Source organism: Novosphingobium olei (assembly GCF_037076535.1).
Lineage (GTDB): Bacteria > Pseudomonadota > Alphaproteobacteria > Sphingomonadales > Sphingomonadaceae > Novosphingobium > Novosphingobium olei.
The window spans coordinates 85582-105316 of sequence record NZ_AP029021.1 but is presented as its reverse complement, the minus strand read 5'-3'; the positions used below and the strand labels follow the sequence as shown (position 1 = coordinate 105316).

At 67.0% G+C, this 19735-nt stretch carries 18 protein-coding genes; 12 read left to right on the top strand and 6 right to left on the bottom strand.

Annotated features, from left to right (window positions below):
* The first annotated feature begins 92 nt into the window (after positions 1 to 92).
* The 3 genes from AACH40_RS00460 (at position 93) to AACH40_RS00450 (ending at position 2379) form a co-directional block, all read left to right on the top strand.
* Complete coding sequence (locus AACH40_RS00460; RefSeq protein ID WP_338643760.1) at positions 93 to 686, top strand: hypothetical protein; 594 nt, start codon at positions 93 to 95, stop codon at positions 684 to 686.
* A gap of 14 nt (positions 687 to 700) precedes the next feature.
* Complete coding sequence (locus AACH40_RS00455; RefSeq protein WP_338643759.1) at positions 701 to 1636, top strand: hypothetical protein; 936 nt, start codon at positions 701 to 703, stop codon at positions 1634 to 1636.
* 143 nt (positions 1637 to 1779) lie between these two features.
* Positions 1780 to 2379, top strand: coding sequence for a hypothetical protein (locus tag AACH40_RS00450; protein WP_338643758.1), 600 nt, complete (start codon positions 1780 to 1782; stop codon positions 2377 to 2379).
* Here AACH40_RS00450 and AACH40_RS00445 read toward each other — a convergent pair.
* Positions 2363 to 5245, bottom strand: coding sequence for a pitrilysin family protein (locus AACH40_RS00445; protein WP_338643757.1), 2883 nt, complete (start codon positions 5243 to 5245; stop codon positions 2363 to 2365). The two genes, AACH40_RS00450 and AACH40_RS00445, sit on opposite strands and share 17 nt — an antisense overlap.
* A gap of 163 nt (positions 5246 to 5408) precedes the next feature.
* Here AACH40_RS00445 and clpB point away from each other — a divergent pair, with 163 nt between their 5' ends.
* The 5 genes from clpB to AACH40_RS00420 all read left to right on the top strand — a co-directional run bounded on the left by clpB (position 5409) and on the right by AACH40_RS00420 (position 12028).
* Positions 5409 to 7988 (top strand): ATP-dependent chaperone ClpB, encoded by a 2580-nt coding sequence (gene clpB, locus AACH40_RS00440; protein ID WP_338643756.1) that lies wholly within the window; start codon positions 5409 to 5411, stop codon positions 7986 to 7988.
* Between the two features lie 123 nt (positions 7989 to 8111).
* Positions 8112 to 9125, top strand: a complete 1014-nt coding sequence (locus AACH40_RS00435; RefSeq protein ID WP_338643755.1) for a hypothetical protein — start codon at positions 8112 to 8114, stop codon at positions 9123 to 9125.
* A complete protein-coding gene (locus tag AACH40_RS00430) occupies positions 9122 to 10015 on the top strand; it encodes a hypothetical protein (protein ID WP_338643754.1) in 894 nt (297 codons plus the stop codon). The genes AACH40_RS00435 and AACH40_RS00430 overlap by 4 nt, the downstream gene beginning before the upstream one ends.
* Positions 10015 to 11058 carry a hypothetical protein gene (locus AACH40_RS00425; RefSeq protein WP_338643753.1) on the top strand — a complete coding sequence of 348 codons (1044 nt, stop codon included), beginning with the start codon at positions 10015 to 10017 and terminating at the stop codon, positions 11056 to 11058. Before AACH40_RS00430 ends, AACH40_RS00425 begins: the two co-directional genes overlap by 1 nt.
* 184 nt (positions 11059 to 11242) lie before the next feature.
* Positions 11243 to 12028: a hypothetical protein gene (locus AACH40_RS00420; protein ID WP_338643752.1), complete on the top strand. Its 786-nt coding sequence runs from the start codon at positions 11243 to 11245 to the stop codon at positions 12026 to 12028.
* 37 nt (positions 12029 to 12065) lie between these two features.
* Here AACH40_RS00420 and AACH40_RS00415 read toward each other — a convergent pair whose 3' ends face one another.
* Positions 12066 to 12758: a class I SAM-dependent methyltransferase gene (locus AACH40_RS00415; RefSeq protein ID WP_169494585.1), complete on the bottom strand. Its 693-nt coding sequence runs from the start codon at positions 12756 to 12758 to the stop codon at positions 12066 to 12068.
* 153 nt (positions 12759 to 12911) lie between these two features.
* Here AACH40_RS00415 and phbB point away from each other — a divergent pair, with 153 nt between their 5' ends.
* Positions 12912 to 13634: an acetoacetyl-CoA reductase gene (phbB, locus tag AACH40_RS00410; RefSeq protein WP_169494584.1), complete on the top strand. Its 723-nt coding sequence runs from the start codon at positions 12912 to 12914 to the stop codon at positions 13632 to 13634.
* Between the two features lie 60 nt (positions 13635 to 13694).
* Here the strand turns inward: phbB and AACH40_RS00405 are convergent, their stop codons facing one another.
* Positions 13695 to 14462, bottom strand: a complete 768-nt coding sequence (locus tag AACH40_RS00405) for a helix-turn-helix domain-containing protein (RefSeq protein ID WP_338643751.1) — start codon at positions 14460 to 14462, stop codon at positions 13695 to 13697.
* A gap of 62 nt (positions 14463 to 14524) precedes the next feature.
* Between AACH40_RS00405 and AACH40_RS00400 the strand changes: the two genes are divergently transcribed.
* Positions 14525 to 14773, top strand: coding sequence for a ribbon-helix-helix domain-containing protein (locus AACH40_RS00400; protein WP_169494583.1), 249 nt, complete (start codon positions 14525 to 14527; stop codon positions 14771 to 14773).
* Positions 14763 to 15071, top strand: a complete 309-nt coding sequence (locus tag AACH40_RS00395; protein ID WP_338643750.1) for a DUF1905 domain-containing protein — start codon at positions 14763 to 14765, stop codon at positions 15069 to 15071. The genes AACH40_RS00400 and AACH40_RS00395 overlap by 11 nt, the downstream gene beginning before the upstream one ends.
* Before the next feature lie 3 nt (positions 15072 to 15074).
* Here AACH40_RS00395 and murA read toward each other — a convergent pair whose 3' ends face one another.
* Positions 15075 to 16358 carry a UDP-N-acetylglucosamine 1-carboxyvinyltransferase gene (murA, locus tag AACH40_RS00390; RefSeq protein ID WP_169494581.1) on the bottom strand — a complete coding sequence of 428 codons (1284 nt, stop codon included), beginning with the start codon at positions 16356 to 16358 and terminating at the stop codon, positions 15075 to 15077.
* Between the two features lie 135 nt (positions 16359 to 16493).
* On the opposite strand from murA, the gene galU reads away from it, so the two are divergent.
* Positions 16494 to 17381 carry a UTP--glucose-1-phosphate uridylyltransferase GalU gene (gene galU / locus AACH40_RS00385; RefSeq protein ID WP_169494580.1) on the top strand — a complete coding sequence of 296 codons (888 nt, stop codon included), beginning with the start codon at positions 16494 to 16496 and terminating at the stop codon, positions 17379 to 17381.
* 30 nt (positions 17382 to 17411) lie between these two features.
* On the opposite strand, the gene AACH40_RS00380 is transcribed toward galU, so the two are convergent.
* On the bottom strand, positions 17412 to 18530 hold the full coding sequence (locus AACH40_RS00380) for a glycosyltransferase (RefSeq protein ID WP_338643749.1): 1119 nt from the start codon (positions 18528 to 18530) through the stop codon (positions 17412 to 17414).
* A complete protein-coding gene (locus AACH40_RS00375) occupies positions 18527 to 19720 on the bottom strand; it encodes a hypothetical protein (protein WP_338643748.1) in 1194 nt (397 codons plus the stop codon). The genes AACH40_RS00380 and AACH40_RS00375 overlap by 4 nt, the downstream gene beginning before the upstream one ends.
* Positions 19721 to 19735 lie beyond the last annotated feature (15 nt).

Here is a 19735-nt window from a genome sequence, read left to right as displayed (position 1 = left end):
ACACCTCGACAATAGTCCATCTGCATAATCCCGATTGCGAGCGGATTCGCGATGTGCTTCACCGCGCGTCGGGAAGTTGCGGGGGCAATTCTATGCATCGATGGAAAGTCGCGCGGGCGCTGCTGGTGGCGTGTGCGCTGGGAACGGTCACGCTGGCGACGAGCGAAAGCGCAGGTGCGGCCGAGCCGCTGGCGATCCCTTCGCCCGAGGGGCTGACGATGCCCAAGCTGGAATTCACGCCGACACCGGTGGATGAAGGCGATTACGACAAGTATTTCTATTTCCACCGCGCGAACACGACGTTCGCGCAAGCTTATGCCGATATCAAGGAATGCGACGCGCTGGCCAGCGGCAGCAGCATCTATCTGGGCGGCAACGAAGGCGTGATGAACAACGCGGTGATGCAGTACGGCATGGCCGGGGCCATCGGAGGGGCGATCGGCAGCGCCATGGCCGACGCGATTTTCGGTTCGGCCGCGCGCCGCGCGCAACGCCGCGCCAACTTGCGCAACTGCATGCACTTCAAGGACTACCAGCGCTTCGGCCTTAGCCACGACCTGTGGTCGGAATTCAACTTCGAGGAAGGCAACGGCCGCAAGAAGGAGGGCGTGCGCAACGATGCGCTGGCGCTGCAGGCGCTGGTCGCGTCCGGCCCCGAGCCCAGGACCAAGGAGCTGGGGCTGTGACGATGCGCCACTTGATGACGACCGCCGTCGCCCTTTGCGCGCTGGCACAAGCGCCAAGCGCCCTTGCCGCCGGTGACAAGAGCGGCCCATTCACCGGCCCCGCCGCCGCGATCGACGAGCGCGCCGTGCTGGCGGGCAAGGAGAAGCTTGACCCCACGGCCGGTTACATCCTGGTTTCGGGTCCCGCCCGGCAGTTCGGCATGTTCCTGCGCGTGCCCGACGATGCCGTGCGTGCCGAGTGGGAGGCCGATCGGCAAAAGGCCTTCGCCAAGGAGCACAAGCGGTACGAAAGCGCGCTGGCATCGTGGAAGGCCGACGTCGAAATCGCCAAACAGACCAAGTCAACGCCGCCCGCCCAGCCGGTAGAACCGACGCTGGAGACATTCGAACATGCCCCGATCGAATTGCACGACGTGGCAACGTTCGGGCCAATGTTCATCTATTCCAAGGGCACGACCTTCACCTATCTCGAGAAGGTCCGCCCGGGCACTTATGTCTGGTATGGCAACGTGATGGGCGGCAACGGCATCCCTGTGTCGGGCACCTGCATGTGCATGGGCACGGTGCGCTTCGAGGTGAAGCCCGGCGTGGTCACCGATCTTGGCAACGCCTTGCAGGTGTTGCCGCAGTGGTCTGCCGAAATGGACGTGGCGCGGCTGGATCTGAAGGCTGCGAACGACAAGCGCGTGGCTGAGGGCAAGGAACCCTATCCGCAGTTTTCCGCCGGAAATCTGCAGACCGGCCTGCCCGCGTCGCTGAAGGACTGGCCTTCGGTTCAGGCGGAGTTCCACGCCAGCCCCAAGATCAACAACTACTACGCCATCTTCATCTCGCGCCTGCCCCCGGTACCCGGCGTGCTGAGCTATCACCGCGACGTGGTGGTGGACGAGCGCACCGGGCTGGAAGTCGAAAGCCCGACGCTGGTCAGCCGGCAGAAGCCGAAGCTGTAGCGGCCCGCCGAACGGCGGCGCTGTCCCCTCACGTGGGTTGAGTTGCCGCCGTTTTCGAAGTGTTTCGACGCCCGGGAGAATTCAGCCCGTTGCGCTTCGGGCGCGGTGGTGGTGCCATCGCCGCTCGCGATGGGGGACGGGCGATGGGCAAGCGGGAACGGTTGGTGCTGGGCGGCGCAATGGCTGCGATCTGCATAGCCGGGGCATCAGGGGCCAAGCCGGCGGCGCATCGGCCAAGGCCCGTTCCCTCGGCCGTAGCCGCCGTGCCTTCCGCCAGCGTTGCGCCCACCCTGCCCCCGCTGGCGCATGTCTCGTTGCTCGTCGATCTGCCGCGCAGCGCGAAAGCCGGGGCGCGGGCGGCGGGGATGTTGTGTTTGCCCAATGGCGCGGTGCGGGTGGTGGATCTGGTCGGCGGAGATCAGGCGCTGGAGGCAACGGTCCGGGCGGCGCTGGCGCGCGCGGGCGAGGCCCGACTGCGCGGGCGGGGCGAGATCGAGATCCACCTGACGGAGGTTTCGGTGAAGCTCTGCGCGCGCAAGTGGGGCGCCTTCGGCATTGGCGGCGACCCTGGCGCGCTGTCGGGCGAGGCGCGCTACGCCTTTCGCTGGCGGCGCGACGGCGCTGGCCCGGCGATGCTGGTGGAGATCGCGTTCGGGATCGACCGCCATGCGCCGATGACGGCCGGCGAGATCACCGGCCGCGCGCTGGACCTGCTGTTCGACCGGATCATTCCGGCAGCTTGAAGTCCTCGATCGGCAGGCCGAGCCCGGCAAGCTGCGGGCGGATCGACCTGGCATCGCCGACCACGACCCAGGTGAGCGCGGCGGGATCGACCTTGCCCCGGATCGCCGCGTCGAGATCGGCGGCAGTCAACGTGCGGTAGCGTTCGGGCAGACGGGCGTAGAAATCGTCCGGGCGGCCGAGCGAGACGATCTTGGCCATCGCATCGAGCAGCGCGGGGCTGGTTTCGAGCATGCCGGGCAGCTTGCGCGCATTGCTGGCGCTCGCAAGGTCAAGCTCGGCCGGAGTGGTGCCGCGTTTCTGCAGGTAATCGGCAAGATCGCTGCGCATGGCCGCCAGCGCCGGGCCGGCCTTGTCCGCCTGAACCGGGGCGACGAGCAGGAAGGCGCGGCGGTCCAGCCGTTCGTTGAGCACGCTGTAGACGCCGTAGGACCAGCCCTTGGTTTCGCGCAGATCGGTATTGAGGCGCGAGAGGAAATCGCCGCCGATGACGTCGTTGGCGGTTTCCAGCGGGACGGCATCGTCCTTGCCGGTAAGCGCGATGGGTTCGCCCGCCACGATCGTCGCCTGCGGCATGCCGGGGCGATCGATCAGCAGGATGCGCGGGCGCGGGGCAGGCAGCGTTGCCGGAAACGCCTTGGCAGGCGCGGGATCGGCGGGCGCGGCCCAGTTGCCGAAGCTCGCTTCGAGCAGGCGGGTGACCTCGGCCAGCGTGGTATCGCCGACGACGTAGATCCGCGCGCGATCGGGGCGGAACCACTTGCGGTGGAAGGCGGCGAGATCGTCGCGCGTGAGTTTGCCGACCACGGCGCTGTCACCAAGGCCCGAAGGGGCGCGGCCATAGGGATGGTCGGCCCCGTAGATCGCAGGGTAGAGCACGCGGGTGGCAAGCGCCTGCGGGTTGCTGCGTTCGGCGGCGATGGCGGCCAGCTGCTGGGCGCGGACGCGTTCCAGCTCAGCAGGGGCGAGCGCCGGGCGGCGGATGTAATCGGCCAGCAGATCGAGCGAAGGCGCGAGATTGGCGGCCATCGCGTCGAGCTGGAACGAGGTGGCATCCGCGCTGGCCGAGGCGGCGATCTGCGCACCCAGCCGTTCGCGCTGGCGGGCAAGTTCGGTCGAGGAGCGGGTGGTGGTGCCTTCGTCCATCACCTGCAGCAGCAGCGCGCCGGTGCCGAGCGCGTCGACCGCATCGGCGGCGTAGCCCGCATCGAAGCTGACCCGGACCGAGACGGCCGGCACGGCGGCGCGGCGGGCGAAGATCACCTGCATCCCGTTCGACAGGGTGGTGCGTTCGAGCGCGGGGAACGCCAGCGCATCGACCGCGCCGGCGGGGGGCAGCCTGGTGCGATCGGACGGGTCGGCAAAGGCGGCGACCCTGGGTGCAGGCTCGCTCTTGCGGGCGGCCTTGGGCAGTGGTGGCAGGCCATCGCCGCCGCGCTGTTCGCCGCCGCCTTCGCGAGCGCCCGGCGCGACGGTCAGCGCGAAGGCCGGCCGGGTCAGCCAGCGGCGCATGGCATCGCGCACGTCGGCCGGGGTGAGCGCGGCGGCGCGCTTCAATTCGGCTTCGATATAGGCCGGATCGTTCGAATAGAGCAGCCCTTCGGCGAGCGCCTGCGACTTGCCGCCTTCCCCGCCGACCGATTCAAGCGCGCGAATCTGGCCGCTGGCGATGACGGTGAGCGCGCGGGTCATCTCGTCGGCCGTGGGGCCTTCGCTGGCAAGCCGCGCCAGTTCGGCATCGAGCGCTGCGGCGGTGGCGGCGGCGTCTCCACCGGGCTTGACGTCTGCCTGGATCGAGAACTGGCCGCCCTGCGCAAAGATCTGCGCGCCCGCGCTGACCGCCACGGCGAGCTGCTTTTCGCGCACCAGCGCATCGTCGAGCCGCGAGCTGGACAGGCCGCCGAGGATCACGCCCGCAACCTGCAGCGGCAGGTAATCGGGCTGGTCATACCCGGGAATCGCCCACATGCGGTAAATGCGCGTGGTGGCGACCTGATCATGGATAGTGCGCGTGACGGGTGCAGGCAGCGTCGGCACCGGGGCATCGACGGCGCGCACCTTCGGCCCGGCCGGGATCGGGCCGAACCACTTGTCGGCCTTGGCCTTTGCGGTGGCGAGGTCGATGTCGCCCGACAGCACCAGCACGGCGTTGTTCGGCGCATAGTGATCGGCGAACCAGCCCTTCACGTCGGCGAGCGAGGCCGCGTCGAGATCGGCCATCGAGCCGATCGTGGAATGGCGGTAGGGGTGCCCGGCGGGATAGAGCGTTTCGAGCATCTCGTAATCGACGAGGCCATAGGGATCGTTGTCGCGCTGGCGCTTTTCGTTCTGCACCACGGCGCGCTGGGCATCGACGCGCTTCTGCGTCATCGCCTGGAGCAGGTAGCCCATGCGATCGCTTTCCATCATCAGCGCGCGATCGAGTGCCGGCGTGGGCACGGTTTCGTAATAGTTGGTGCGATCGAACCAGGTGGTGCCGTTCATGTCGGTGGCGCCGGCCTGGCTCAACGGCTGGAAGAAATCGCCGGGCACGTGCTTGGTGCCATAGAACATCAGGTGTTCGAACAAGTGGGCAAAGCCGGTCTTGCCCTGCGGTTCGTGCTTGGAACCGACGCCGTACCACACCGCGACGCCGACGACGGGCGCCTTGCGGTCCGTATGGACGAGGACGGTGAGCCCGTTGGCGAGGGTGAAGCGTTCGTAAGGCAGCTTCACCGCGGAAACGAGATCGGCCAGCGGGGCGGGTTGTGGCGCGGGTGCAGCAGCCAGTGCGGGTGCGGCTGCCGCCTGCGGCGGCGCGGAGGGCGCGGCAGCACAGGCGGTAAGCGACAGGGCGAGGAGCGAAACGGCGATGGGGGCAATGCGCATGGGCGCCGATGCTAACGGCGGCGCGCACGAAAACCAATGAACCATCGGCAATTTTCGACCGGCGACATTGCGCTGCGGGCGTGCTCGACCCATTTTTGATCCAGATCCTTGTGTTGCCAAAAAGACACACTACCTCTGGGCGGATCAGGAGGACAAGACCCCCATGAACCTCGAGAAGTTTACCGACCGCGCCAAGGGTTTCCTGCAGGCGGCACAGACCGTGGCGATCCGCATGAACCACCAGCGGATCACGCCCGACCATATCCTGAAGGCCCTGCTGGAAGACGGCGAGGGCATGGCGAGCGGGCTGATCGCCCGTGCCGGCGGCAATGCCGCGTTCGCGCAGAGCGAGGTCGACAAGGCGCTGGCGAAGATGCCGGCCGTCTCCGGCTCGGGCGCGCAACAAACGCCGGGGCTCGACAACGATGCCGTGCGCGTGCTGGACCAGGCCGAACAGGTCGCGACCAAGAGCGGCGACAGCTTCGTCACCGTCGAACGCATGCTCGTGGCGCTGGCGCTGGCCACCACCACGACCGCGGGACAGGCGCTGAAGGCCGCGAACGTCACCCCGCAGGCGCTGGAGGCAGCGATCACCGCGTTGCGCGGCGGGCGCACGGCGGACAGCGCGAGCGCCGAGAACGCCTATGAGGCGATGAAGAAGTACGCGCGCGACCTGACCGAGGCGGCGCGCGACGGCAAGCTCGACCCCGTGATCGGCCGCGACGAGGAAATCCGCCGCACCGTGCAGATCCTGGCCCGCCGCACCAAGAACAACCCGGCGCTGATCGGTGAACCCGGCGTGGGCAAGACCGCGATCGCGGAGGGCCTCGCGCTGCGCATCGCCAACGGCGACGTGCCCGACAGCCTGAAAGACCGCCGCCTGATGGCGCTCGACATGGGCGCGCTGATCGCGGGTGCGAAGTATCGCGGCGAGTTCGAGGAACGCCTGAAGGCCGTGCTCGACGAGGTGAAGGGCGCCGAGGGCGAGATCATCCTGTTCATCGACGAGATGCACACCCTGATCGGGGCGGGCAAGGGCGAAGGCGCGATGGACGCCGGCAACCTGCTGAAGCCCGCCCTCGCCCGTGGCGAACTGCACTGCATCGGCGCGACGACCCTGGATGAATACCAGAAGTACGTCGAAAAGGACCCCGCGCTGCAGCGGCGGTTCCAGCCGGTGTTCGTGGGCGAGCCGACCGTGGAGGACACGATCAGCATCCTGCGCGGGATCAAGGACAAGTACGAGCTGCACCACGGCGTGCGCATCGCCGATGGCGCGATCGTGGCGGCGGCGACGCTGTCCAACCGCTATATCTCGGACCGCTTCCTGCCCGACAAGGCGATCGACCTGATGGACGAGGCAGCCAGCCGCATCCGCATGGAAGTGGAAAGCAAGCCCGAGGAGATCGAGAAGCTCGACCGCCGCATCATCCAGATGAAGATCGAGGAGATGGCGCTGGGCAAGGAGACCGACACCGCATCCAAGGACCGCCTGACCGCGCTGCGCGAGGAACTGGCGAACCTTGAGCAGCAGTCGGCCGAACTGACCACCCGCTGGCAGAACGAGCGCGACAAGATCGCCGCCGAAGGCAAGGTGAAAGAGCAGCTCGACGCCGCGCGCGTGGAGCTGGAGGTGGCGCAGCGCAATGGCGACCTGGCGAAGGCCGGGGAGCTTGCCTATGGCCGCATTCCCGAGCTGGAGCGCCAGCTGGCCGAGGCCCAGGGCGTGAGCCAGAACGCAATGCTGCGCGAGGAGGTGACCGCCGAGGACATCGCCGCCGTGGTCAGCAAGTGGACCGGCGTGCCCGTCGACCGGATGATGGAAGGCGAGCGCGAGAAGCTGCTCAAAATGGAAGAAGTGCTGGGCCAGCGCGTGATCGGGCAGAGGGACGCGGTGATCGCCGTGTCCAAGGCCGTTCGCCGTGCGCGCGCCGGCCTTCAGGACCCGAACCGGCCACTGGGCAGCTTCCTGTTCCTGGGCCCCACGGGCGTGGGCAAGACCGAACTGACCAAGGCTCTGGCAGGCTTCCTGTTCGACGACGACAACGCGATGGTGCGCATCGACATGAGCGAGTTCATGGAAAAGCACGCCGTGTCGCGCCTGATCGGTGCGCCTCCGGGCTATGTCGGCTATGACGAAGGCGGCGTTCTGACCGAGGCGGTGCGGCGCCGGCCTTATCAGGTCGTGCTGTTCGACGAGGTGGAGAAGGCGCACCAGGACGTGTTCAACGTGCTGTTGCAGGTACTCGACGACGGCCGCCTGACTGATGGCCAGGGCCGCGTGGTGGACTTTACCAACACGCTGATCATCCTGACCAGCAACCTTGGCAGCCAGTACCTTGCCAACCTGGAGGAAGGGCAGGACGTAGAGACGGTCGAGCCGCAGGTTATGGACGTGGTGCGCGGGCATTTCCGCCCCGAATTCCTGAACCGGCTGGACGAGATCATCCTGTTCCACCGTCTGGGCCAGGACCACATGGCGCCGATCGTCGAGATCCAGGTGGCGCGCGTCGCCAAGCTGCTGAAGGATCGCAAGATCGTGCTCGACCTGACCGATGCCGCCAAGCGGTGGCTGGGACGCGTCGGTTACGATCCGGTGTACGGTGCGCGTCCGTTGAAGCGGGCGGTGCAGCGCTACCTGCAGGATCCGCTGGCCGAAAAGCTGCTCGCCGGCGAGATCGCCGACGGCAGCACGGTGACGATCGACGAAGGCGATGGCGCGCTGACGTTCGTTGTCGGCTGACGCCGGCCGACAGGCCATGACGGGCGCTTCGGACCATGTCCGGGGCGCCCGTCTTTTTGCGGTGCAGCACGCATCCCATGGCGGGGTCTTGACGTAGCTTCCGCAACTGCGAAAAGCAGCGACATGTCAGAGCGCGCCGTTTCACCCGCCGTGGTGATCTACGACAACTATCCCGGAAACGACGGGCACCGGGGCGAATATTACGCGCTGATGGCGCGTCTGATCGGCAGCACGCGCACGTCGTCGCTGTGGCGCGCGCTGTGGGCACGCCAGCCGGTGCTGGACGGCGCGATCGAGGCATCGGTCGGATCGTATATCCTGCTTTGCGTGGTGCGGGCCGCGATGGGACGGCGCACCGCCGGCATCCTGTTCCGCCCGCTGCCTCTGCTGCAAGGCGGACTGCTGCGGCTGCGGGTCAAGCGGATGCTGCTGGGACTGGTCAAGCGCTTGCCGGGGGTTGCCACGCTGACCATCCTGCCTTTCGAGCTGGAGCCCGGATTCGCGCGCTTTGCCAGCGGCTGGATCTACGATCCGCAGTACTGGGACCTGCACTACCCCGACGCGGTCGATGCCGACCGGCCGATCGGGGCCTTTGCGCAGGAGATCCGCGCCGCCGCCGCGAAGCGCCGCGTGGTCGTGGCGGTGGGGCGCCAGGACGAGGCCAAGGGCTTCGACATGTTTTCGCAGCTGTACGCGGCGCGTGCGGACTTGCGCGAGCGCTGGCTCTTCGCGTTTGGCGGGCGGGTGGTCGACCGGCTGGTCGCGCCGTGCCTCGATCCGTTCGTGGCCGCAGGGGGACAGGCGAAGTCCGAATACATCAGCCACGACGAACTGCTCGACCTTTATGCCGCCGCCGACGCGGTGTGGTGCTGCTATGCGCTAGACTACGACCAGGCCTCCGGCGTGTTCGGGCGGGCAATCCAGCTCGGACTGCCGGTAATCGTGCGCAAGGGCTCGTTGCTCGAACGCACGTGCCGGGCAGAGGGACTGGCTTACGTCGCCTATGACGGCGAGGTGGCGAGCTTCGATGGCGATGCCGTGCCGGCGCCGACCGACCCGGTGCTGGCCGCCCGCCGCGCGCGCCAGTGGGGCGAGGAAAGCGTGACGAAGCTGCGCGGGTTCCTCGGCCTCGCATGACCGGCCGCACGCTTCTCGATCTTCTGGCAGTGGCAGGCGCCCTGGGCCTGATCGCACTGCTGGCGGTCGAGATCGGCCTGCGGGTGACGGGGATTGGCGGCTTCCCGCTGTTCGTGCGCGATCAACGTTCGGTCTATCGCATGGCATCGGACCAGCAGGGACGCTTTCGCCGCCGCGCGCGCTGGCGCTATGGCCGGTTCGGCATCCGCACCGACGTGGATGTCGACACGCTTGCCGGCAAGGTCGTGGTGCTGGGCGACAGCGTGGTCGAAGGCGGGCTGCACCTGGATCAGAGCGAGACGCTCGCCGCGGTGCTGGAGCGCGAGACGGGCCAGGCGATCTGCCCGGTTGCCTGCCACGGCTGGGCGCTCGACAACGAACTCGGCGCGCTGACCGCGCTGCCCGGCTGGGCGCAGGCCGCCGCGCTGGTTTGGGTGGTCAACAGCGGCGATTTCGACACGGTGGGCCAAGGCGAAAGCGAGCTCTCGTTCCCCACGCGCCGTCCGCTGTGGCTGGCATTGTGGCTGGCGCGCCGGCACATCTATCGCACCCAGCCGCGCTGGTGGCCGGTGAAGGGCATGCTGTCGCGCCCCGGTCCCTACATGCCCGAGATGCGCGAGGCGGCGCTCGCCCGCTTTGCGCAGGTCGCGCCGCAGATCGCGGGGCCGATCGTGATCGTCGCCCATGCGCAGCGGGGCGAGGATGTGGACGGCGAGCCCTTCTTCCGTCGTCTGGCGCAAGTGCGGCCCGGCACCGGCTTCGTCGCGCCGAGCAGGCTGCCCGGCTGGGGCGATGACTGCTATCTCGATTTCATTCACCCCAATGCGCGTGGCGCGCGGCTGATCGCCGACGCCATCGCCCCGTTCCTGCCTGCGCGCGAGGAAGCCTGATGGACGCGTCTCCCGAACTGACCGCCCTGTTCGAGCGCAAGCTCGACGAACTGCAATTCGGCCCGGGCGACCGGCTGCTGGTGTTCCGCCCGGTCGCCTGCGGCCTGGGCGGGCAATTGAGCGGACGGCTGCTGACGCTGGCGATGGCGCTGGCGCTGGGCCGCAAGGCGGTGTTCCTCGGGCTGACCGATCCGCCCTATGGCCAGACGCTGGCCGCGCTCCACGATGAAGGGCACGACCTGACGGGGCTCGATGCCGCGCCGATCGTCGAGATCGCCGCCGACCAGCCGGACAGGATCGTGGTGCACGATCCCAAGCTGATGTCGGTGCATGGCGCGGAATTCACCGCCACCTTGCTGCAAAAGGCTTCCGCACGGCTTGGCACCAGCATCCCCAGCCGCATCCTGCTCGAAGGACTGGCATTCAACTGGATGAAGGTTGCCCCCAAGGTGGTGGCCTGGAACGAGGCGCAGCGTGTGCGGCTGGGGGTCGATGGCGATACGCTGGGCGTGCATTTCCGGCGCGGCGACAAGGCGGTCGAGACCGCGTTCGTACCGGCGGCGGTGATCAATGCACGCATCGCCGAGATCCATGCCGCCTGGCCTTTCGCCAAGCTTTTCCTGGCAAGCGACAGCCCCAATGCGCCGCAGGAGATCGTCTGCCCGGCCGGTGTCGAGCTGATCTTCGACACGCAGGAGCAGCGGTTCAACAACGCCAACCACAAGATGCTGATGGAGCAGCCCGAACTGGTCGAGCAGGAGACGCTGGTGGCGTTCAAGAACATCCACCTGCTGTCGATCTGCGGCGGCGTGGTGGGGCAGGACAACGCCCACTTCGCGACGATCGCCGCGGCATCGATCCTGGCGCGCGGCACGCCGCCCGAACGGATCGCGCTGATCAGCGGGCGGATCGCGGAGGAGAACAACCCGATGCTGGCGCGCTACTTCCGCGTCAAGGCCATGGCGCGGGCCATTGCGCGACGGCTGCTGCCGCACATGACGGCCAGCGCGCGGATGGAGCGGGCGATGCGCCGCGCGCGCTGACGCTGCTGTGGAGATTCAGCCACAGGTTGGCAGCAAGCGACGGGATGAGGACATTCCCGTGCTTGGGCGTACTGGAAATGTAACCACCATTTGCTTATGTCGAGGAACGAACCGGCGTCCCGACCATCTCGCTTAGACGAGTCGATCGGAAAACACCGGGCGAATGAGGGCCAAGGTAAGACAGATGCGCAAGCAGGCGGACAAGCGAGTGAAAGGGGCTGAAAAGCACCGCTTTCTTCGTGCGCCCCTGATCGGCGCGGGTCTTTTCGCGGTCGCGCTCTTCGCCGTTCCGGCCGTCGGCAGCACGCTGGTCAGCAAGATCGACTCGACGCCTGTCAGCCTGGCGGCCCGTGGTGGCCTCGGTTCGTTCACGCCGGCCTCGGTCGATCCACGGCTTGCCGCGCAGTTCGGCCTGCCCACGCATGGCAAGCTGTTCCGCTTCACCCCCGCCGGATCGGAAACCCGTCCGAACCGCGCGGTGACCGTCGCGATCCGCATCGATGGCGCGGATGCCCGTGCGATCTCGGTCCGCGGCACTCTGCCCGCTTCGGCAACCGTACCCGGCTTTGCCGCCGTGCGCATTGCGCCCACGGTCTACAACCTTGGCGCGGCGCGCGGGTACCAGAGCTTTGCGGCGGGCAGCGGCACGGTGCTGCCGCGCGAGATCCAGCGCCTCGACATTCCCGATCTGCGCAGCTTCACGCCGGCCGGCTCGACCACTGCGGTCAATCCCGGTCGCCTCGCGCCGCGCATCCAGATCGACGAGAAGGAACGCACCGGCCGCGCGCCACGCACGCTGGAAACGCAGGGCGACTACCAGCTCGACCTGGGTGGCAGCTATCGCTTGACGCGCAACTTCAACGCGATCGCGGGCATCCGCTATTCGTCCGAGCGTGACCGCCTGCGCCCGCTGACCGACGGCAAGCAGGACAACCAGGCCGTCTACGTCGGAACCCAGTTCCGCTTCTGATCCGACGCCGCCACGCATGGCGCGGCGGCACCGAATCTCACCGCCGCAATTTATCGAGCAGCCGCATCGCGATTCGCCTTGCAGCGCTTGGCTTGCGCGGTGGCTTTGCCGAAACCGCGATCACATCATCCGTCATCGCCGCTGCCTGCAGCCCGACCAGCGCGGCGGAGCGGGCCAGATCGTCGAGCGAGAAGCGCCAGCGGGGCGACATGTCGTCGGATGCGACCCAGCCGAGCCCGACCCGGTCGACCAGCCACTGCCCATCGGGCTTGAGCACATCGGCATAGAACCGAAGCATCGCCATGTAGTGATCGAGGCAGCAGGCGAATGTGGTCGGGTTATTGTCGACGATGAAGTCGAACTGCCCCCATTCCAGGCCGTCTGCCCCCAGGTACTTGTTGTGCAGCCGGACGTCGTAGCGCGGTATCGCAAGGCTGCGGCCATGGGTCACTTCTTCGCGGGTGATGGTGGTGCCGACGACTTCGGCGCCGCGCGCGCAGAAGCGCTTGGCCAGAAGCGAATTGCCCGCGCCTACGTGGAGGATGCGTTTACCGCGCATGGGAAAGCCATCGAGGTAGCGTTCGATGCGCAGCTGGTCCTCGGTCGTCGGGTGAAGCGACCAGACGTGCCATTCGTCCAGCACGACGACACCGGGTTGATCCGTCGCGCCGCAGGATGGGAGCAGGTCTTCGAACAAGTCTGCCGCGCGGCGGCCTGGCGGCTGATCCATGTCACTCCCCGCGATCCTGCAGACCGCAATTCCGAAGGCTAGACCATGCTGCAGCGCAGCGTCAATCGGGGCGGATACCCGGCACCTAACACTTGTCGCAGGACAGTCATGCTTCTACCCTAACCGCGAGAGGGCGACGGCGGGAGTATCTGGATGACAAGAGTAGCAATCGTTACGGGCGGGACACGCGGTATCGGCGAGGCGATCAGCCTAGCCCTGCAGGCCGAAGGCCGCACCGTGGTGGCCAACTACGCCGGCAACGAGGAAAAGGCGCGCGCCTTCACCGAAGCCACCGGGATCAAGACCTACAAGTGGGACGTGGGCGACCATGAAGCGACGCTGGAAGGCTGCGCGCGCGTTGCCGCCGAAGTCGGCCCGATCGACATCGTGGTGAACAACGCCGGCATCACCCGCGACGGCGTGCTGCACAAGATGAGCTTCGATGACTGGAACGAAGTGATGCGCATCAACCTTGGCGGCTGCTTCAACATGGCAAAGGCGACTTTCCCCGGCATGCGCGAGCGCGGCTGGGGACGCATCGTCAACATCGGTTCGATCAACGGGCAGGCAGGCCAGTATGGCCAGGTCAACTACGCCGCAGCAAAGTCCGGCATCCACGGCTTCACCAAGGCGCTGGCGCAGGAAGGCGCCAAGTTCGGCGTCACTGTCAACGCCATCGCGCCGGGCTATATCGACACCGACATGGTCGCCGCCGTTCCGCCCCCGGTGCTCGAGAAGATCGTCGCCAAGATCCCCTGCGGCCGCCTGGGCCAGGCGAGCGAGATCGCGCGCGGCGTGTCGTTCCTGACATCGGAGGAAGGTGGCTTCGTGACGGGTTCGACCATGAGCATCAACGGCGGCCAGCACATGTACTGATCCGCCACCGGGACGACAGACAGGTCCGCCCCAAACATTGCGGCGGACCTGCCTTTCGGATCAGGCGATGTAGATCCCCGATACTTTCCAGACTCCATCCTCATGCACCAGCGTCAGCAGTTCGGAGCCTTCGGGCTTGTTGGCGTAACGGGCGCGGAACTTCACCACCACATTGCCATCGGGCGGCGCCGGCGTTTCCTCTGCCGAGAGCAGCACGCGGCTGCTGGCCGGGCCGAACTTGCCGTGGACGCCAAGCGCGGCCTGCGTCCAGCCGTCGAGCGTGTTGCTGGTGCGGAAGGCCCGCGTGGTGAGATCGTAGCTTGCCTTCCAGTCGCGCGCATCGACCAGTTCGAGCCACTGGCGCGCGGCGGCGACGGCTTCGGTTTCGGCGACGGTAAGCGGCGCTGCATCAGCCGCGGGCACCGACGACGGCGCGACCGGACCGGCACCGCCGGCGGCCGCAAGAGCTGCGGCAAGGGTCAGGCTCAATAACATGGCAATGCCTCCTGCAATCCAGCCAGGCCGGCCCCGATGGCCGCTCTGTTGGGCTGGTAGATCAAACGGTTGCTCCTGATCCTGCACGGCCGCATCCCGCAAAGCCTTGTCCCCAAGCGATTGGGGGGTCTGTCCTTCGATCTCGTGCAGCAGGCGCGCCGCTTCGCGACTGCTCGACACGGCGAGCTTGCGGCGCGCTTCGCGCAGGCGTTCGTTGACGGTGTGGACCGACAGGCCGAAATGGCGCGCCATCGACTTGGCATCGTGGCCGGCCAACAGCAGCCGCAGCGTCTCCTTTTCCTTTTCGCTCAATGCAAGATGGTTGCCGGTCATGCCCCCGGATGTACGATCGGCCCAACTTGCGGGCCACCCCGAATTTCTCGTACCCTGCCCCGATGAGCTCGCCCTATCACCCTCCGGTCAAGCGCTCGGTCGAGATCGCGGGGCACAAGACCTCGATCAGCCTCGAGCCGCTGTTCTGGGACATGCTGCGCAGCGCGGCAGAGGACGAGAGCGTGCCGATCAACGCACTGGTCGCGCGGATCGACGTCGAACGAATTCAAGCGGATACGCCCCCCGGCCTCGCCAGCGCGGTGCGGCTGTGGCTGGTGGCGCGGCTGCAGGGTGCGGCGCATGCCGAATGACGGCGCGCCGCTTGCCGAGCTGACGTTCACGGCGGTGCTGATCGCGTGGCGCGGCCCCGCCCCGTATGTGTTTGCGCCCATCCCGCCCGAATGCGTCGGCGAAGTAGCCCACGCCGCGCGCAGCGCAAGCTATGGCTGGGGCTGCGTTCCAGTGGCGGCAACAATCGGGACGACGCAGTTCACGACATCCCTGATGCCGCGCGATGGTGGATACCTGGTGCCGATCAAGCGCGCGGTGCAGCTGTCGGAGGGCGCGACCGTGGGCGCACGCGTGCACGTGCGCCTGACGATCGCCTGAGCCTCAGTCCCCGCCGACGCGCTCGACATCGGCGCCGAGCAGGGCAAACTTCTCCTCCAGCCGTTCATAGCCACGGTCGAGGTGGTAAAGGCGGTGGACCTGCGTTTCACCCTCTGCAGCAAGGCCGGCGATGACCAGGCTCATCGACGCGCGCAGGTCGGTCGCCATGACTTCGGCGCCGTGCATCCGATCCACGCCATGAACGATGGCGGTGCGGCCCTTGGTTTCGATCCGCGCGCCCATGCGGTTCAGTTCGGGCACGTGCATGTAGCGGTTTTCGAAGATCGTCTCGGTCAGGACGCTCGAGCCCTTGGCAAGGCAGAGCATCGCCATGAGCTGGGCCTGCATGTCGGTCGCAAAGCCCGGATAGGGCGCGGTCGAGAGCGTAACGGGCCGCAGTTCGCCATCGGCGGCCACGTGGAGGCCGGCCTTGGTTTCCTCGACATGCACGCCGGCATCGCGCAGCGCCTGGATCGTGGCTTCCATCTCGCTGGCGCGGGCGCCGGCGAGGGTCACTTCGCCGCCGGTGATCGCCGCGGCGCAGGCATAGGAGCCGGCCTCGATGCGATCGGGCATGACCATGTAGGTCGCGCCGTGCAGGCGATTGACCCCGTGGATGGTGATGTCCGAAGTGCCGATGCCTTCGATCTGGGCACCCATGGCGACAAGCAGGTTGCACAAGTCAACGATCTCGGGCTCGCGCGCGGCGTTGTGGAGCGTGCTGGTGCCGTTGGCGAGCACGGCCGCCATCAGCGCGTTCTCGGTCGCGCCGACCGAGACCACCGGGAAGCTGTAGCGCCCGCCGGGAAGGCCGCCATCGGGCGCGACCGCGCGGACGTAACCGGCGGCAAGTTCGATCTTCGCGCCGAACGCTTCGAGCGCCTTGAGGTGGAGATCGATCGGGCGGTTGCCGATGGCGCATCCGCCGGGCAGCGACACGGTCGCTTCGCCCGCGCGTGCGAGGAGCGGGCCGAGCACGAGGATCGACGCGCGCATCTTGCGAACCAGATCGTAGGGCGCGACCGTCGAGGTGAGGCGCGTGGCCTGCAGCGTCATGACCCGGCCGAAGTCTTCGGGCCGCGCGCCGGCAATCGAGGTCGAGATGCCGAACTGGTTCATCAGGTGCTGGAAACCATCGATGTCGGCCAGCCGGGGCAAGTTGCGCAAAGTGACCGGCTCGTCGGTCAGAAGGGCACAGGGCAGCAGGGTCAGCGCCGCGTTCTTGGCACCAGAGACGGGAACAGTTCCGGAAAGGCGCTTGCCGCCGCGAATGATGATCTTGTCCATCGCAGCCCCTTAGCGAGTTTGCCGCAATCGCGCAAAAGGCGATGCGCTTGGCGCTGTGAATGGAAAAGCGGACTTGCCTGTCCGAAACGGACCGTCTTAACTGCACTGCAACATAAACAGGGAATTGAAGCCGGCATGACGAGCGCGACCACCCGCAAACCAATCCGCAAGGCCGTCTTCCCCGTTGCGGGCCTGGGCACCCGGTTCCTGCCCGCCACCAAGGCCATCCCGAAGGAGATGCTGCCGATCATCGATCGACCGCTGATCCAGTACGCGGTCGATGAAGCCAGGGAGGCGGGGATCGAGCAACTGATCTTCGTGACCGGGCGTGGCAAAACCGCGATCGTCGAACACTTCGACACCGCCTACGAGCTGGAAAGCACGATGTCGGGCCGGAACAAGGACTTGTCCGTGCTCGACCCCACCCGCATCCAGCCCGGCAACCTGGTCACCGTGCGCCAGCAGGTGCCGATGGGACTTGGCCACGCGGTGTGGTGCGCCCGCGCGGTGGTGGGTGACGAGCCTTTTGCGATCTTCCTGCCCGACGAGATGATGGTCGGCAGCCCCGGTTGCATGAAGCAGATGGTCGACGCCTACAACGAGGTCGGCGGCAACCTGATCTCGGTGCTCGAGGTGCCGGAAGAGGAAGTTTCGAGCTACGGGGTGATCGCACCGGGCGCGCGCAAGTCGGACACGCTGACCGAAGTTACCGCTCTGGTGGAAAAGCCCAAGCGCGAGGATGCGCCGTCGAACCTGATCATCTCGGGCCGCTACATTCTCCAGCCCGAAGTGATGCGCACGCTCGAAAGCCAGGGCAAGGGCGCCGGCGGCGAAATCCAGCTGACCGACGCGATGGCGAAGATGATCGGCGAGCAGCCGTTCCACGCGGTGACGTTCGCCGGGCGCCGTTTCGATTGTGGCAGCAAGACCGGCTTCGTCGAGGCAACCATAGCGCTGGCGCTCGAACGCCCGGACATGGCCGACGACGTCCGCGCGATCATGCGCCGCTTGCTCGGGGACTAACGGTTCGGCCAGAGCGCCCGCACGGGTGCGTCAGGCGATGCCGCTGAGACTGCGATAGGCGTCTGCCCAGCGCTGGGCGACGGTCTCGGCCGAGAAATGGCTGCGGGCCAACCCGCTCGCCGCTTCGGACATTGCGTGCCATGCCCCTTCGTCAAGCGAAAGCGCCTGCGACAGCGTACTGGCGATGCCGGCGGCATCGTATCCGCACGGCAGGGCAGCGCCCGCGGCAAAGCCTTCGGGCAGGTTGCACTCATCGGTCATGACGGTCGGGACGCCGGCGGCCCAGGCCTCGAGAATCGCCATCGGCAGGCCTTCGCTCAGCGATGGCAGCACGACAAATCGCGAGCGCGCCACCAGCGCGTCCTTTTCCGCGCCGAATATGGAGCCGATAAAGGAAATGGTCGGGTCTGTCGCAATCGCGGCCTTCAGCGCCGCGACATCCGCGGCATCGCCCCAACCCGCCAGGGTCAGGCGCGCATCGGCCTGCTTGGGAAGGTTGCGCCAGGCTTCGACCAGCGGAAGCAGGTTCTTCTTGGAATGGATGCGCCCGATATAGGTCACCTGCGGCGCGGAACACCCCTGCGACAGCGCCGTCGGAACAGGGCCCGCATTGGGAATGACGAGTGACCGCCGGCTTGCGGTTTCGCGCTCGATGTCACTGGCTTCGCGCGCCGTCAGCGCATGAAAGGCCGTCGCCGCACGCCAGCTTCGACGCTCGTAGCCCAGCCGCGCCAGCGCCTTTTTCCAGCGCCCGCGCCCTGTGATCCAGGGATCGAGCATGCCGTGGGGCGAGATCAGGTACGGTTTGCCGGTCGTCTTGGCCCAACGCGCGCCCGCCGAGGATGGGTACATCCAGATACCGTGAAGGTGCAGCAGGTCTAGGTTCGCATCGATCATGCTCTGCGCGAGATCCGGTGCAAAGCCCACGACGCCGGGCCCGACCGTCGGACTGAGCGACAGCCTTCCCGGCGAAAAGCGGGAACTGTCCTCGGCCACATGGCGATCGTCGAGCGCGAACACGCGCGCTTCCCCGCCGAGCCCCTGGATCATGTCAGCCTGACGGACGACAGCCTCGAACACTCCGCCACCTGCACGTGATGCCCAGGGGGTGAGCAGCCCGATCCGCATGCCCTTGAGCGGAACGTTCATCGATTGGGCGAATGCTGCAACTGCGCAAGCGAGGCACGCCGCCGCGCAACCGCAGGTGGCACGTTTGGCCTCGACTCGCCACGCGCGGGCTCGACCGGCCCCGGCGTGCTGACGACGTGGACCAATCCCATACCGAGCTCGCGCAGATATCGGGCGCGCGCGCCGATGAACAGTCCGGTTCCCACCCCGTACCAGAGCGACCAGCCCCGGCTGTTGAAAATCGAAGAGAAGAAGTTTGCGACGATGCATCCGATGATGATCGAGCTGCCCCACGCCGCCAGGAACAGCAGGTCCGACCCGTCGAACTTGCTTCTCGCGAGCCGGATCAAAAGCATGACGGCGTTGAAGAATTGCCAGAATTGAACTGCCAGCAGCGTACCGCCGCCTGCAATCCCGGCAATGAACAGCAGACTGAGGTGCTGGCTGTGCCCGAAGCCGATCGAGTTTTCCGAACCGCCGCCTACCTCGCGCGGGTAGTAATAGGTCGTCACGGCGGCAAAGCCATTCCCGGAAACCAACGTCTGGGTCGTTTCCTCGAAGTGCTTGATCATGAAATCCCACTCGGACTGGCGGGTGTAGAGCGTGTAATCCTCGCCGCTGCTGGTGCGCTGGGTATAGAGGCGATCTGTCCAGCGCGTGACGCCCTCGCCGCCGTAGACAAGGAAGCCTACGCCAAAGATGCTGACAACGACGATTGCCGCAATCAGGCGCGGGCCAATCAGACGATTCGCGCCGGCTGCGAGCGGCGCCAGCTGCACTGCTGCCGACATAAGATATGTGCGCGTGATCGACAGAAAGAGCAGGACGAATGCCGAGCCCATTGCGCCGATCTCGGTCAAGGTGAGCCCGAAGAGCGCCATGCATTCGAGATAGCCGATAGCCGGAATTGTCGCCCCGCCCAGGATCTGGAAACGGACAGTCTCGAAATCGATCGGGCCATTGACCAATCGCTGAACCACGAAACCCGAGATCACGTACGCGAGCGCGGCAACTGCCAGCAGCCGTCGCAGCGCTGCCGGGTCGCAGGTCATCACCACGCGGGTCGTCGCGTAGGCCGTCGCCATATAGAGCACGGCAGGCAGCGCAATCCTGCCCAAGTCGCTTGGCTGCTGACCGTTCAGCAGACCGCTGACGGATCCCACTGCCACGAAAACAGTTACTGCCAGTAGAAAGGGCATCAATCCGGGCATCGCATACCTTCTGGT

Coding starts and splice junctions, on each gene's coding strand:
- AACH40_RS00450 (WP_338643758.1), top strand. CDS start 1,780: ATGGGCAAGCGGGAACGGTTGGTGCTGGGCGGCGCAATGGCTGCGATC.
- phbB (WP_169494584.1), top strand. CDS start 12,912: ATGACAAGAGTAGCAATCGTTACGGGCGGGACACGCGGTATCGGCGAG.
- AACH40_RS00435 (WP_338643755.1), top strand. CDS start 8,112: ATGTCAGAGCGCGCCGTTTCACCCGCCGTGGTGATCTACGACAACTAT.
- AACH40_RS00405 (WP_338643751.1), bottom strand. CDS start 14,462: ATGACCGGCAACCATCTTGCATTGAGCGAAAAGGAAAAGGAGACGCTG.
- murA (WP_169494581.1), bottom strand. CDS start 16,358: ATGGACAAGATCATCATTCGCGGCGGCAAGCGCCTTTCCGGAACTGTT.
- AACH40_RS00395 (WP_338643750.1), top strand. CDS start 14,763: ATGCCGAATGACGGCGCGCCGCTTGCCGAGCTGACGTTCACGGCGGTG.
- AACH40_RS00415 (WP_169494585.1), bottom strand. CDS start 12,758: ATGGATCAGCCGCCAGGCCGCCGCGCGGCAGACTTGTTCGAAGACCTG.
- AACH40_RS00445 (WP_338643757.1), bottom strand. CDS start 5,245: ATGCGCATTGCCCCCATCGCCGTTTCGCTCCTCGCCCTGTCGCTTACC.
- AACH40_RS00430 (WP_338643754.1), top strand. CDS start 9,122: ATGACCGGCCGCACGCTTCTCGATCTTCTGGCAGTGGCAGGCGCCCTG.
- AACH40_RS00455 (WP_338643759.1), top strand. CDS start 701: ATGACGACCGCCGTCGCCCTTTGCGCGCTGGCACAAGCGCCAAGCGCC.
- AACH40_RS00420 (WP_338643752.1), top strand. CDS start 11,243: ATGCGCAAGCAGGCGGACAAGCGAGTGAAAGGGGCTGAAAAGCACCGC.
- AACH40_RS00375 (WP_338643748.1), bottom strand. CDS start 19,720: ATGCCCGGATTGATGCCCTTTCTACTGGCAGTAACTGTTTTCGTGGCA.
- AACH40_RS00380 (WP_338643749.1), bottom strand. CDS start 18,530: ATGAACGTTCCGCTCAAGGGCATGCGGATCGGGCTGCTCACCCCCTGG.
- AACH40_RS00460 (WP_338643760.1), top strand. CDS start 93: ATGCATCGATGGAAAGTCGCGCGGGCGCTGCTGGTGGCGTGTGCGCTG.
- clpB (WP_338643756.1), top strand. CDS start 5,409: ATGAACCTCGAGAAGTTTACCGACCGCGCCAAGGGTTTCCTGCAGGCG.
- galU (WP_169494580.1), top strand. CDS start 16,494: ATGACGAGCGCGACCACCCGCAAACCAATCCGCAAGGCCGTCTTCCCC.
- AACH40_RS00425 (WP_338643753.1), top strand. CDS start 10,015: ATGGACGCGTCTCCCGAACTGACCGCCCTGTTCGAGCGCAAGCTCGAC.
- AACH40_RS00400 (WP_169494583.1), top strand. CDS start 14,525: ATGAGCTCGCCCTATCACCCTCCGGTCAAGCGCTCGGTCGAGATCGCG.